Annotated in this window: 13 protein-coding genes; 9 read left to right on the forward strand and 4 right to left on the reverse strand. The window is 45.4% G+C overall.

The annotated features are described in order from the left end of the window. Nucleotides 1-144 precede the first annotated feature (144 nt). Nucleotides 145-2,085: a methyl-accepting chemotaxis protein gene (locus tag RH88_RS05910; RefSeq protein ID WP_005594159.1), complete on the reverse strand. Its 1,941-nt coding sequence runs from the start codon at nt 2,083-2,085 to the stop codon at nt 145-147. A gap of 275 nt (nt 2,086-2,360) precedes the next feature. Between RH88_RS05910 and queA the strand changes: the two genes are divergently transcribed. The 8 genes from queA (at nt 2,361) to RH88_RS05950 (ending at nt 10,131) form a co-directional block, all read left to right on the forward strand. Then, nucleotides 2,361-3,413, forward strand: a complete 1,053-nt coding sequence (queA, locus tag RH88_RS05915; protein ID WP_005594160.1) for a tRNA preQ1(34) S-adenosylmethionine ribosyltransferase-isomerase QueA — start codon at nt 2,361-2,363, stop codon at nt 3,411-3,413. Between the two features lie 273 nt (nt 3,414-3,686). After that, on the forward strand, nt 3,687-4,820 hold the full coding sequence (tgt, locus tag RH88_RS05920; protein ID WP_038219927.1) for a tRNA guanosine(34) transglycosylase Tgt: 1,134 nt from the start codon (nt 3,687-3,689) through the stop codon (nt 4,818-4,820). 202 nt (nt 4,821-5,022) lie between these two features. Continuing rightward, entirely contained in the window at nt 5,023-5,352 is a 330-nt protein-coding gene (gene yajC / locus RH88_RS05925) for a preprotein translocase subunit YajC (RefSeq protein WP_005594162.1), read from the forward strand. Between the two features lie 20 nt (nt 5,353-5,372). Beyond that, the gene (secD, locus tag RH88_RS05930) at nt 5,373-7,229 is read left to right on the forward strand and encodes a protein translocase subunit SecD (protein WP_005594163.1); all 1,857 of its coding nucleotides are present in this window, start codon (nt 5,373-5,375) and stop codon (nt 7,227-7,229) included. A gap of 14 nt (nt 7,230-7,243) precedes the next feature. Beyond that, nucleotides 7,244-8,191 (forward strand): protein translocase subunit SecF, encoded by a 948-nt coding sequence (secF, locus tag RH88_RS05935; RefSeq protein WP_005594164.1) that lies wholly within the window; start codon nt 7,244-7,246, stop codon nt 8,189-8,191. Nucleotides 8,192-8,337: 146 nt separating this feature from the next. Next, on the forward strand, nt 8,338-8,670 hold the full coding sequence (locus RH88_RS05940; protein ID WP_005594165.1) for a DUF1904 domain-containing protein: 333 nt from the start codon (nt 8,338-8,340) through the stop codon (nt 8,668-8,670). Nucleotides 8,671-8,709: 39 nt separating this feature from the next. Continuing rightward, nucleotides 8,710-9,585 (forward strand): penicillin-insensitive murein endopeptidase, encoded by an 876-nt coding sequence (gene mepA / locus RH88_RS05945; protein ID WP_005594166.1) that lies wholly within the window; start codon nt 8,710-8,712, stop codon nt 9,583-9,585. A gap of 237 nt (nt 9,586-9,822) precedes the next feature. Then, entirely contained in the window at nt 9,823-10,131 is a 309-nt protein-coding gene (locus RH88_RS05950; protein WP_005594168.1) for a hypothetical protein, read from the forward strand. A 90-nt stretch (nt 10,132-10,221) separates the two neighbouring features. On the opposite strand, the gene RH88_RS05955 is transcribed toward RH88_RS05950, so the two are convergent. From RH88_RS05955 to rdgC, 3 genes are all read right to left on the reverse strand, one after another. Beyond that, on the reverse strand, nt 10,222-10,476 hold the full coding sequence (locus tag RH88_RS05955) for a YfhL family 4Fe-4S dicluster ferredoxin (RefSeq protein ID WP_005594169.1): 255 nt from the start codon (nt 10,474-10,476) through the stop codon (nt 10,222-10,224). Between the two features lie 20 nt (nt 10,477-10,496). Next, the gene (gene trhP, locus RH88_RS05960) at nt 10,497-11,897 is read right to left on the reverse strand and encodes a prephenate-dependent tRNA uridine(34) hydroxylase TrhP (protein ID WP_005594172.1); all 1,401 of its coding nucleotides are present in this window, start codon (nt 11,895-11,897) and stop codon (nt 10,497-10,499) included. Between the two features lie 154 nt (nt 11,898-12,051). Beyond that, nucleotides 12,052-12,966 (reverse strand): recombination-associated protein RdgC, encoded by a 915-nt coding sequence (gene rdgC, locus RH88_RS05965; RefSeq protein ID WP_005594174.1) that lies wholly within the window; start codon nt 12,964-12,966, stop codon nt 12,052-12,054. 257 nt (nt 12,967-13,223) lie between these two features. Here rdgC and phoB point away from each other — a divergent pair, with 257 nt between their 5' ends. After that, nucleotides 13,224-13,913 carry a phosphate regulon transcriptional regulator PhoB gene (gene phoB, locus RH88_RS05970; RefSeq protein ID WP_005594175.1) on the forward strand — a complete coding sequence of 230 codons (690 nt, stop codon included), beginning with the start codon at nt 13,224-13,226 and terminating at the stop codon, nt 13,911-13,913.

Here is a 13,913-nt window from a genome sequence, read left to right on the forward strand (position 1 = left end):
TTAATAGTAAGGAAATTTGTACAGCCAAAAGTGAATAGTGGTGAGGTGAATCTTTGTCACTCAATGGTAGGTGTGATCAATAAGTGCAAACTCAAAACACCCATCAGAAGATGGGTGTTGAATGAGAATAGCAAGAGTGGCGCGTTACAGTTTAAAGAATCCCAATAGATCTTTTTGTTGTGCGGCAAGGCGTGACAGTTCTTCACTGGCTTTTTGACTCTCTTGCACGCCAGACACGTTTTGATTGACGATCTCAAAAGTCATGCTGACATTTTGTGAGATATCTTGTGTCACGCTCGATTGTTCTTCGGATGCGGTGGCAACATGAGTGTTCATATCTGAAATTTGGGTCACTGATTCGGCAATCGCAACGAATGAATCCCCCAACTGAAGGCTGATTGCACGTGAATCTTCAACCAGTGCCATGTTGGTGCCCATAAACTTATTGGCTTGTTCAGCCTGAGTTTGTAAGCGTGAGATGATCTCTTGTATATCGACTGTCGATTGTTGTGTTTTCGCAGCCAATGAGCGCACTTCATCAGCTACAACCGCAAAACCTCGCCCTTGCTCACCGGCGCGAGCGGCTTCAATCGCGGCATTAAGTGCCAGTAGGTTGGTTTGCTCAGAAATCGTATTAATCACTTCGACCACAGTGCCGATTTCAATCGAATAATCACGTAGCTGGTTAACGATCGTTGTCGTCTCTTCAATTGAATGCTCGACTTTGCGCGATACTTCATCGGACGAACGTAATGCTGCTTGTCCGCTCTGTACGTTGTCTGTGGCACCAGAAGCGGCGTGTTCCGCGGACGCTGCATTGTGGCTAACTTCTGCTGAGGTACTGGAGAGTTCGTTGATCGCAGTGGCAATTTGCTCTACTTGGCTAAGCTCTTGCTGTGCATTCACTTCCGTTTGTGTCATTACCGCGGCAAGCTCAACGGAAGCGGAAGAAACACTGTCGGAAATAGTATGGAAACCATCGATGATGCGGCGCAGCTCGGCGCGCATTTCAAGAATATTGGCGTAAATACCGCTCTCTTTGCCCGTGGTTGTGATGTGACTAGAGAGATCGCCTTTAGAAACGTCCAGCACCAATTGACCAATTTCTGTTGGTTCACCGCCAACCACACGGTTGATATTACGGTAGATAAAATAGGCGACGGTGAGTGCGATTAAGGTCGAAAGCGCTGCTAACCAAAGGGTAATGGTTTCGGCGCTGGCAAGTGATGCGACCATATTGGGGCCGACATTATCTTGCTCTTTTTTAGTAGCCAGTTTGATGTTCTCTACTGACTGAGCTGATTGCGCGCCAATGGTATTGAGCTGATTGCTAACGATTTGGTTGCGTTGGTTAATAGTGGTGACGATGTTGGCAAAAGCGCTGGTGTAAGCCTTAAACGCTTGTTGGTATTGCTTGAATTGCGCTTGCTGTTGTGAAGTGTTTAGGTAGCCTTGCAGTACGCGTTGACGATTTTCAATAATGGTAAATTGCTGTTTAGCTAAGTCGGCATCTTGTGCGCTGTTATTGACCAGAAATTTTGCGGCATAAAGACGTGCCATCAACACGCTTTCTTGCAGTTCATTTGCGTAGCGGGCGAGGGTATCATCACCATTCTGATGGGCCGTTTCGACCATTTGTTTTAATTGATGGCGCATCGCTAGGCCGTTGGGATCAAGCGTTTCATTGACTAAGCGGTTGCGTTGCTTAATCAAGGTGACAACGCGATCAAATTCATTTTGATACTGATGCATCTGAGATTTAATCGCGTTGAATTCACCCATATGGGCGTCTTTCAGTTTCAGATGTGTGGTTTGGTCGATTAAGTTCAGCGTTGATTGCACGCGTTGCTGGAATTGCTTTAAGCTGTTGTTGTCTTGCTCTTTGATGTAGTTGTCGACGGCAAGGCGGGCTTCCAGTAAGTTGGCTTGTATGCGGCCGCTATTTACACTGGCTAGCGCCAAATTTCGGTAAGTGCTAAAGCCTTGGCTTGTCTCACTAAAGCGATAAAGTGAAAGTGAAGAAGTAATCAAAAGCAAAAGAATAATGCTTCCAAATCCATATGTGAGTTGCTGCTTTAATGTCATTTTTACCACCTGTTTAAATCTTTGACTGCAAGTATTTAATGTTGTTCTCATCGTTACTTTTATGATTTGAGAAACATTTTGTTACATCCATAGGTGGAACGCCATCTATTCTATAAATTAATCACTTAGAGTGAGTGTGGTACTGTCCATAAATCTTTACTCAGGTGATGAGATTGCAACATCTCTCCTTGCTATTAAACCTTCTCCGCATATACTAGTCGGCTGCGAAAAAACCTTCGCAACATCTCCTTGTTCAACCGATTAAGACAAAGCACATGCAAGTATCTGATTTCCATTTTGACCTTCCTGATGAACTGATTGCCCGTTACCCTCAACCGGAACGTACTTCGAGCCGTTTGCTGCAATTAAATGGCAATAGTGGCGAACTCGTCGATGGTATCTTTACCGATGTGCTAGGCCATATTGAAGCTGGCGATCTTGTGGTATTCAACAATACCCGAGTGATCCCTGCGCGTATGTTTGGCCGTAAAGCGTCAGGCGGTAAATTGGAAGTGTTGGTTGAGCGTATGATCGACACCAAAAGCATCCTTGCTCATGTTCGCTGCTCAAAATCACCGAAGCCAGGAACGGTGATTCTATTAGGTGAAAACGATGAGTTTTCTGCTGAAATGGTGGCACGACACGATGCCTTGTTTGAACTGAAATTCAATTCAGACCAAACGGTGTTAGAAATTCTTGAGCAAATTGGCCACATGCCTTTGCCGCCTTATATCGATCGCCCTGATGAAGATGCGGATAAAGAGCGCTACCAAACGGTTTACAACCAAAAACCGGGTGCGGTGGCTGCGCCAACGGCAGGTTTGCACTTCGATGAAGTGTTGCTAGAAAAAATCAAAGCTAAAGGGGCGGATCTTGCTTACGTCACTTTGCATGTTGGTGCGGGTACATTCCAGCCAGTCAAAGTGGATAACATCCACGATCACCATATGCATGCCGAGTATGTTGAAGTAACCCAAGAAGTAGTGGATGCGATTAACGCGACTAAAGCGCGCGGTGGTCGAGTGATCGCTGTCGGTACAACCTCGGTTCGTTCTTTAGAAAGTGCAGCGCAAGATGCATTGAAAAACGGCACAGAGTTGGTGCCATTCTTTGGTGATACTGAAATCTTCATCTTCCCTGGTTATGAATATCAATTGGTGGATTGCTTGATCACCAACTTCCACTTGCCAGAGTCAACCTTGATTATGTTGGTGAGTGCGTTTGCCGGTTACGAAAATACCATGAATGCTTATCAGCATGCGGTAGACAATCACTATCGTTTCTTTAGCTATGGTGATTCGATGTTTATCGAGAAAAAAACGGCATAAATTACGTTAAGAGATTCCTGATCTCTCGTGTCTCGATTCAGGAATGAAAAATGTTTGTTTCGAACACTCAATCTGTCATCCCCTAGAGTGAATGACGAACGAGTAGGAATCTCTTATCTTCAGCGATGGGCTGAAAACAATTTACGAGTGCTAGCAGTATGCTAGGAAGCAGACCAGAAGGCTGGATTGCATCTCGCATGGAAAGCGACCGCTCCCTTAATGGGGACTACCCCGAAAATCTTGTCAGACTGTTTCTCTGACATTGGAGGCTTCGTGAAATTAAAATTTGATCTTAAGAAGAAAGATGGCGTGGCGCGTCGTGGTCAATTGACCTTCGAGCGCGGTACAGTTCAAACCCCTGCATTCATGCCTGTTGGTACCTACGGTACGGTTAAAGGTATGACGCCAGAAGAAGTAAAAGAGACCGGCGCAGAAATCCTGCTAGGCAACACTTTCCACCTATGGCTACGCCCTGGTCAAGAAGTGATGAAAATGCACGGTGACTTGCACGATTTTATGAACTGGCAAGGTCCTATCTTGACCGATTCAGGCGGTTTCCAAGTATTCAGTCTAGGCAAGATGCGTAAAATCACTGAAGAGGGTGTGCACTTCCGTAGCCCGGTAAACGGTGACAAGATTTTCATGGACGCTGAAAAGTCGATGGAAATTCAAAAAGATTTAGGTTCAGACATCGTGATGATCTTTGACGAGTGTACGCCATACCCTGCGACACACGATGAAGCGAAAAAATCGATGGAAATGTCGCTACGTTGGGCACAGCGCTCACGCGATCACTTCGACAAGCTAGAGAACCCGAACAGCCTATTTGGTATTGTTCAAGGTGGTGTGTACGAAGACCTACGTGATGTGTCAGTTAAAGGTCTAACGGAAATTGGTTACGACGGCTATGCCGTGGGTGGTCTAGCAGTAGGCGAACCAAAAGAAGATATGCACCGTATCCTTGAGCACACGTGTCCGCAACTTCCTGAAGACAAACCTCGTTACTTAATGGGTGTTGGCAAACCGGAAGATTTAGTAGAAGGTGTACGTCGTGGTATCGACATGTTCGACTGTGTAATGCCAACGCGTAACGCTCGTAACGGTCACCTATTTGTGACTGGCGGTGTGATCAAGATCCGTAATGCGACACATAAAACAGATACAACACCATTAGATCCACAATGTGACTGTTACACTTGTAAGAACTACTCTAAGGCGTACTTACACCACTTAGATCGTTGTAATGAAATTCTGGGTGCGCGTCTGAATACGATCCACAACTTACGCTACTACCAGCGTTTGATGGAAAGCATTCGCACTGCGATTGACGAAGATCGCTTCGACCAATTTGTTGAAGAGTTTTACGCTCGTCGCAATCGTGAAGTGCCGCCGATTGGCAAACAGTAATCAATACAAGCCTTAGGATATAATCCTGAGGCTTTTATTAATGGCCGACATATCCAGACTCAAATGGTGTGTCAGCCTAACAAATGAGCAAAAGCACGTTATTTTTGAGAGTACGATCTCTATTACTGACTCGCACGCTTGAATATATAAGGCCTTAGCCCAATTTGTTGGATAATCAAAAAAAATAATAGAGGATTTTTTCATGTTTATTTCTCAAGCTCATGCAGCAGCTGAAGGCGCACCAGCAGGTGGCGGTTTTGAAATGATTATCATGCTTGCGATGTTCGCGGTGATCTTTTACTTCATGATCTACCGCCCACAATCTAAGCGTGTTAAAGAGCACAAAAACCTAATGTCTTCCATGGGCAAAGGTGATGAAGTTCTAACTAGCGGTGGCCTAGTGGGTAAAATCACTAAAATCGCTGAAGACAACGATTTCATCACAATCGAGCTTAATGCGAACAACGAAGTTGTTATCAAGAAAGACTTCGTATCAGCAGTGCTACCAAAGGGTACACTGAAATCTCTATAGACAGCTAAAGGATCCTCGCTGTGCTAAACCGTTATCCGTTATGGAAGTACTTGTTGGTGATGTTTACCATCGCTATCGCAGCATTGTATGCACTTCCTAATATCTACGGTGAAGATCCGGCAATTCAAGTTACAGGGGCGCGCGGCGCCTCTGTAGATATGGCAACGCTGGATTCTGTCACCCAAGCTCTGGATAAACAGAGCCTCTCCTTTAAATCCATTGCTCTAGAGAATGGTTCGATTCTTGTTCGTTTCAATGACACTGATACACAAATCAGTGCTCGTGACGTGATCAGTGAAAGCCTCGGTAAAGATAAAATTGTTGCACTTAACCTTGCTCCGGCGACCCCGAGTTGGTTAGAAGCGATTGGTGCTTCTCCAATGAAATTGGGTCTCGACTTGCGTGGTGGTGTTCACTTCTTAATGGAAGTAGACATGGATGCAGCAATGGACAAATTGATCGGTCAACAGGAAGAAGGCTTCCGCAGTGAACTGCGTGAAGAGAAAATCCGTTACCGCGCGATTCGTACCTCAGGCAAAGATGCGGTTGAAGTATTGCTGCGCGATGAAGAGCAGCTTGCAGATGCGAAACGCGTTTTAGAAAAGAACCACCCAGACATGGTATTTACTGAGTCTGAAGGTAATGGCCGTTACGCTTTGATTGCTACTTTTACTGAGCAACGTTTACAAGAGATCCGTAACTACGCCGTTGAGCAAAACATCACCATTCTACGTAACCGTGTGAACGAACTGGGCGTTGCCGAACCATTGGTTCAGCGTCAAGGTGCTAGCCGTATCGTAGTGGAACTTCCTGGTGTTCAAGATACCGCGCGCGCGAAAGAAATTTTGGGTGCAACGGCAACGCTTGAGTTCCGTGAAGTGGATTCGAAAGCCGATCTTGCTGCTGCAGCAAGTGGTCGCGCCCCTGCGGGCAGCGAAATCAAGTACGATCCAGATGGTCGCCCTGTGGTTCTAGAGAAACGTATTATTCTTAGCGGTGCAAGCATCACGGATGCAAGTTCAAGCGTTGATGAATACGGTCGTCCACAAGTTAACATCACGCTTGATAGCGAAGGTGGTAACAAAATGGCGGCGTTCTCGAAAAAGAACATCGGTAAACTTATGGCAACAGTATTCACAGAATACAAAGACAGTGGCCGTAAGACTCCTGAAGGCAAAGTTATTTTATCTAAGCATGAAGAAGTGATTAACCAAGCAACGATTCAATCGGCGCTGGGTCGTAACTTCCGCATCACAGGTATTGACTCTGCCGCTGAAGCGCAAAACCTTGCATTGTTACTTCGTGCAGGCGCGTTGATTGCACCGATTTCAATTGTTGAAGAACGTACCATTGGTCCATCAATGGGTCAGCAGAACATCGATATGGGTATTCAAGCGTGTATTTGGGGTATGGTGGCAGTAATGCTATTCACACTGCTTTACTACCGTAAATTTGGCATGATCGCGAATATGGCGCTGATGGCAAACTTGGTACTTATCATTGGTATTATGTCAATGATCCCAGGCGCAACGATGACCTTACCGGGTATTGCAGGTATCGTTCTAACAGTTGGTATGGCAGTCGATGCCAACGTACTGATCTTCGAACGTATCCGTGAAGAGCTGCGTGATGGCCGCTCGCCACAACAAGCGATTCACCAAGGTTACGCGAACGCATTTAGCACCATCGCGGATGCCAACATCACCACCCTAATGACAGCAATCATTTTGTTTGCCGTTGGTACCGGTGCGGTGAAAGGTTTTGCGGTAACGTTATCTATCGGTATCTTGACTTCAATGTTTACAGCCATCATAGGCACACGTTGTGTGGTTAACCTATTGTATGGTGGTAAGCGCGTCGATAAATTGTCGATCTAAGGCTAGGAATTATTATGTTTCAGATTCTTAAAGCAGAAAATACGATCGACTTTTTACGTTGGTCAAAGTTTGCTTTTGTGTTCTCGCTTTTGATGATTGGTGCGTCAATCTTCACTCTATCAACCAAGTCGTTGAACTGGGGCCTTGATTTTACCGGTGGTACGCTGATTGAAGTGGGTTTTGAACAACCTGCTCATCTCGAAAGCATTCGTGCTGCGCTCGATGAAAAAGGCTTTGGCGATGCAATCGTACAGAACTTTGGTAGCGCACGTGAAGTGATGGTACGTCTTAGCCCGCGTGAGGATATCTCAGGTGAAACGCTAGGCAACCAGATCATCGCTGCAATCAAAGACGGTACTGGTGAAGCGGTTGAGATGCGCCGTATCGAGTTTGTTGGCCCTAACGTGGGCGATGAACTGACCGAAGCGGGTGGCTTGGCTATCTTGGTTTCGCTACTGTGTATCTTGGCTTATGTTTCAATGCGTTTTGAATGGCGTCTTGCGGCGGGTGCGGTATTAGCACTGGCGCACGATATCATCATTACTTTGGGTATTTTCTCCTTCATGCAAATTGAAGTGGATTTGACCATTGTTGCGGCATTGCTAACGGTAGTGGGTTACTCACTCAACGATACCATTGTTGTATTTGACCGGATTCGTGAAAACTTCCGTCGTATGCGCAAAGGTGGCCCAACAGAAATCATCAACAGCTCAATTACCCAAACATTAAGCCGTACCTTAATTACTTCCGGTACCACACTGTTTGTAGTGATTGCTTTGTTTGCTCAAGGTGGCGCGATGATCCATGGCTTTGCTACGGCACTGCTATTGGGTATCACTGTCGGTACATACTCATCGATCTATGTTGCTTCGGCACTGGCATGGAAACTGGGTATCACCAAAGAACACCTTATGCCTCCACAAGTTGAAAAAGAAGGCGCAGAGTTCGACCAAATGCCGTAACTCTCGTTATATTTTCCTTCTGGAATCGAAAAAGCCGCTGTTATCAGCGGCTTTTTTATTGCTCTGCGATCCTAATAGGAGTTTATATGTGCCCTTTGCGCAACAAACGAGTATCATAAATAAAAACCATAACTAGGAAACAAAAGATGCCTCATTTACGTTTTCGTGCAGTCGAGCCACAAACTGTGCAAACTTTGTCAAAGTCTCTAATTGATGAGTTGCAGCCACATATGAACTGCCCTCGTGAAGACTTCACCTTTGAGTACATTTACACTACTTTTTATCATGAGGGTGAAGTGAACCCTGCTTACCCATTTGTGGAAGTGCTGTGGTTTGACCGTGGCCAAGAGACGCAGGATGCCGTAGCAAAAATCATTACTGATCAGGTGCGTGGTATTACTGGTGAAGACATCAATGTGGCGGTTATTTTTACCGCATTGAACGCGAGTGGTTACTACGACAACGCGCAGCACTACTAAACATTTACCGCTTCGGTTGTAATACTAAGGAAGGATTCGATGAAAGCGATATGGCGAGTATGGACAATCAGTACAGTGTCGCTTTCACTCTTGTCTTTAGCCCACGCTTCTCCGTGGGAATCTCTTTCTGAGCCTAATCGATCCTCTTCAGAGTCGATTGGTGGTTATGCTAATGGTTGTCTGCTAGGGGCCGAGCCGTTGCCTCTCAACGGCCAAGGTTATCAAGTTCTACGTAGCCAAAATAAGCGTTACTACGCCCATCCAGACACTATCGCTTTTGTTACTGAACTGGGTAAAAAAGCGAGCAACGATCTCCGTACCCATCTTCTTATTGGTGATATGTCGCTGCCGCAAGGTGGACGCTTCTCTTCGGGCCACTCAAGCCATCAGACCGGACTCGATATTGATATTTGGTTTCGACTGGCTGATACCAAATTGTCACTTAACTCGCTCAGATTACCGAAGCCGCAAAGTTTGGTTGATATGTCGGCATATAAGTTGAGCAATAAAAATTGGGATAGACGCCATTTCCAACTCGTTAAAATGACGGCGCAAGATCAACAAGTTGCGCGAATTTTCGTTCATCCAGTGATCAAAGAAAAACTGTGTCGTAGTGAAGGGGGAGACCGTGATTGGCTGCGTAAAGTGCGCCCTTGGTGGGGGCACAATTATCATATGCATGTACGACTGAATTGCCCGCTCGACGATGCAAGTTGTGTCAATCAAGCGCCGCCACCTCCAGGGGATGGTTGTGGCAAAGAGGTGGCAAGTTGGCATCCCAAGCACAATGTTAAGAGCTTACGTCCTGCACAAAAACCGTCAGAACAAGTGAAACCCAAGGTGGTCAAAAGCACGCCAAAGGCCAAAAAAGTACTGCCACAGCAGTGCCAGCAGATCGTACGTAACCTCAACTAGTCAGAGCGTTTAGTGATTAGTATTTAATTCTGCTACTGATAGTTTTGACATTCAAAAAGTGGATTAACTTGCTATCCTCGCCTAGATTTAAATGGACATATCTTTTGATATGTATCTTGATGCGCTTGCTGCGCGTTCCGGCAGTGAGAATAATTATGAAAAGTTGGTTAAAACACATTTAAATTATAAATAGGAAGCCGGCTTACTTTCTATTGAAACAAAAGCAAGGACACTCCCATGACCATGGTATGTGCAAAAGATTTTGCCGAGTGGCTAAAGCTAAGATTTGGCAGTGCTACAGATTCAGTAACCATTTCACGTGAAGAAGTGAATCACCTTACTGGTCGGCAAAGGCTGGACCCTAATTTCGTGCATGATGTGCATTATGAGTTAATGCCGCATGGATTAGCATTTGTTACCGATACATTGCGAGAAACCTTTTTCCTTATTCCTATTGGCAAATCGGTAAACTGGCGTGACCAACTTGAATTTAATTATGAGAAGGAGTTGTATTGTAATATCTTCCCCATCATCAAATCAGGTTAATGGCGGCGTTATGGTTCTACGACAATGAAAAAGGCTCATCAATGATGAGCCTTTTTACTATATAGCTTGTCCAATAACGTAAGTGGTTACTTACGCCATACCTTGGATAATAACGAACTTTTCTAGCAGTTCGTCATCACTCTCAATGTGGTTTGGATCGGTGATAATGCACTTTGTTATAGGACAAACAGACTGGCAAGTCGGTTTATCGTAGTGACCTTTACACTCAGTACATAGGCTCGGGTCAATCTCAAAGATTGAATCACCCATGCTGATTGCGCCATTTGGGCATTCAGGGTCACACATATCACAGTTGATGCATTTATCGGTAATTAGCAGTGCCATGTATTCTTACCAAGTAGTGGTTACTTACCCGTTGGGTTACGAGTATCTTGACCATCGTTTAGGTTACGCATTAGTAGGCCGTACTCTAAATCCATATCTTGTGGCACTGGGATAAAGACAAAGTGGCCATTACCTTTCGCATCATCAATCACTTCTGACTTACGGTTTTCCATCGCTTCAAGCGTGAAGTTTACATTACCTTTTGGTGTCATCAGTTCTAAGCTGTCGCCAACAATAAATTTGTTCTTAACTTCAACTTCCGCCAGATCACCACGACGTTTACCAGTGAATTCACCAACAAACTGTTGTGCGTCTGATACAGAGTAACCGTAGTCATAGTTCTGGTAGCTATCATGAGTATGACGACGTAGGAAACCTTCGGTATAGCCACGGTGAGCTAGGCTTTCTAGTGTGCTCATTAGGCTCTCATCGAATGGTTTACCCGCCACTGCATCATCGATCGCTTTACGGTAAACTTGTGCAGTACGAGCACAGTAGTAGAACGATTTAGTACGGCCTTCGATTTTCAGTGAGTGCACACCCATTTGCGTCAAACGTTCTACGTGTTGAATCGCACGCAGATCTTTTGAGTTCATGATGTAAGTGCCGTGCTCATCTTCGAACGCCGCCATCTTTTCTTCAGGACGGTGGCTTTCTGAAAGTAGCACCACATCATCGATAGGCTTACCGCGACCGATAGTCGTCTCTGGACGCTCATCAGCCACTTCAATTGCTTGCGCAGCCGCAGGATCGAATTTTTCAACGATCTGGCCAGCGTCATTTTCTTTTGCTTCTTCTACCTTATATTCCCAACGGCATGCATTAGTGCAAGTGCCTTGGTTAGGGTCACGTTTGTTGATGTAACCAGATAGCAGACAACGACCAGAGTAGGCCATGCATAGAGCGCCGTGAACGAACACTTCAAGTTCAGTTTCAGGACAGTGTTCACGGATCTCTTCAATTTCTTCTAGAGAAAGCTCGCGAGAAACGATAACGCGCTCAACGCCGTAAGCCGCCCAGAATTTAACCGTCGCCCAGTTTACCGCGTTCGCTTGAACCGATAGATGGATCGCCATATCAGGGAATGCTTCACGCACCATCATGATTAGACCAGGATCTGACATGATTAGAGCGTCAGGGCCCATTTCAACCACAGGTTTTAGGTCGCGAATGAAGGTTTTTAGTTTCGAGTTGTGCGGTTGGATGTTGCACACCACGTAAAGCTTCTTGCCTAGAGCATGTGCTTCGTTGATACCAATTTGTAGGTTCTCGTGGTTAAACTCGTTGTTACGTACGCGAAGGCTGTAACGTGGTTGACCTGCGTATACCGCATCAGCGCCGTAGGCGAATGCGTAACGCATGTTTTTAAGGCTGCCCGCTGGTGACAGAAGTTCTGGTACGAATGCTTTGTTAGTCGTCATTGCTCAATTCTCTTTTTATCTGATCTCAAGTCAGGCCAATTCCACCTGATGGAATAGGGGCGCAAATTTTACGTTAAAATGTGATGAGTGACTAGGAAAAACTGGGATCTGGCGGGCAATAAAAAGCCCTCGAAAGAGGGCTTAGAAGTCAGAATTAAGCGTTTGGATTAGGGAGACCACCTAATGCGTCGTACAAATTGGGTAAAAATGCACTTAGCTCGCCACACATTAATGAGAAGTCAGCATCGAAACGTGCCGCTTGATCTTCGCGTGGGATATCTTCGTTTTGATCTTTTAATTCATCTGAGAATTTTAGGCGTTTAATGCTGCCATCTTCAGCCAGAAGGAACTCGATACGATCTTGCCAGTTCACGGCCAATTTCGTCACCATTTTATCGGCTTCAATATGGCTGCGGATTTCGTCTGCGGTCAGCTCTTGTTTCTTACAACGGATCACGCCGCCTTCTTCTAGAACTGATTTTAATTCCGCTTCATCAAGCATAGAGAAGCCCGCTGGTGTGTTGCCTGTCTTCACCCACTCAGTCAGCGTTGTCTCAACCGAGTTCTCTGGAATAGCAGGAACCACAGGCAAGCTGCCCATGGTTTTACGCAATAGCGCCAATACGTCTTCTGCTTTCTTGTAGCTGCTCGCATCAACTAGGATAAACCCTTGTTTTGGTAGGATAAGAACAGAAGTGTAGTTACTGCGGCTAAAGGCGCGCGGTAAAAGATCCATAATGATGTCGTCTTTTAGGTTGTCCTTCTCTTTTTTCTTTAGAGGACGACCTTCCTGCGCTTCAAGCGCATCAACTTTGGCATTCAGTGAATCTTTGATTACTGATGCTGGCAGCATTTTTTCTTCTTTCTTGGCACACACGAGAATGCGGTCTTCTGACAGGTGAGTCATCATGTCACCATGACGGCCCATTGCTGAAACCCAGCCAAATTTTTGCTTATCCTGACTACCACATGGGGTAAAGCGGAATTCAGCCAGTTGCTGTTCTAATTGGTCAGCTTTGAAGTCGACTTCACGGTTTACACGATAAACCAGACAGTTTTTAAACCACATATTGTTTCTCTACTTTAACGACGTTGGCATTAGTGGCCTCATGATAGGAAATTTTTTCTCGCTTGTCCTATTGGATCTGAAAATTCGCAACCGCTAGCGCGAATTGATGAAAGTTAAAAGGTTTGATTAAGAAGCTTCCATGAAAATTTGTTTTCAAAGGTCACAAAAGTGTCATAATTACTAGCAATAATGCTTATGCATCGAGAGGCGCTTGCGTCTCAATTTCAATTAGCTCAATACCATAAGGTTATTCAATTATGTCTAGAAGGATTCTTGTTGTTGAAGATGAAGCGCCGATTCGCGAGATGCTGTGCTTTGTACTTGAACAGAAAGGTTACCAAGCCGTCGAAGCGGAAGATTACGACACCGCGGTGACGAAATTGGCGGAACCCTTCCCAGATCTTGTGCTACTTGATTGGATGCTACCGGGTGGTAGCGGTATTAATTTCATCAAACATATGAAGCGCGAAGAGCTGACACGCAACATTCCAGTCGTGATGCTGACGGCACGTGGTGAAGAAGAAGATAAAGTGCGTGGCCTAGAGGTTGGCGCCGATGATTACATCACCAAACCATTCTCACCAAAAGAATTGGTTGCGCGTTTAAAAGCAGTGATTCGCCGTGTTACACCAACTGCACTTGAAGATGTGATTGATGTACAAGGCCTTAAACTGGATCCTGTTTCACACCGTGTGACCACCAATGATCAAGCATTGGATATGGGCCCAACTGAATTCAAAATGCTGCATTTCTTTATGACGCATCAAGAGCGCGTTTACAGCCGTGAACAGCTACTTAATAACGTTTGGGGTACCAACGTTTATGTTGAAGACCGTACGGTTGATGTCCATATTCGTCGCCTACGTAAAGCACTGGAAGCGGAAGGGCACGATAAGTTGATTCAAACCGTTCGCGGTGCGGGTTATCGCTTCTCAACCAAGGCTTAA

The sequence above is a fragment of the Vibrio scophthalmi LMG 19158 genome, assembly GCF_000222585.1.
Classification (GTDB): domain Bacteria; phylum Pseudomonadota; class Gammaproteobacteria; order Enterobacterales; family Vibrionaceae; genus Vibrio; species Vibrio scophthalmi.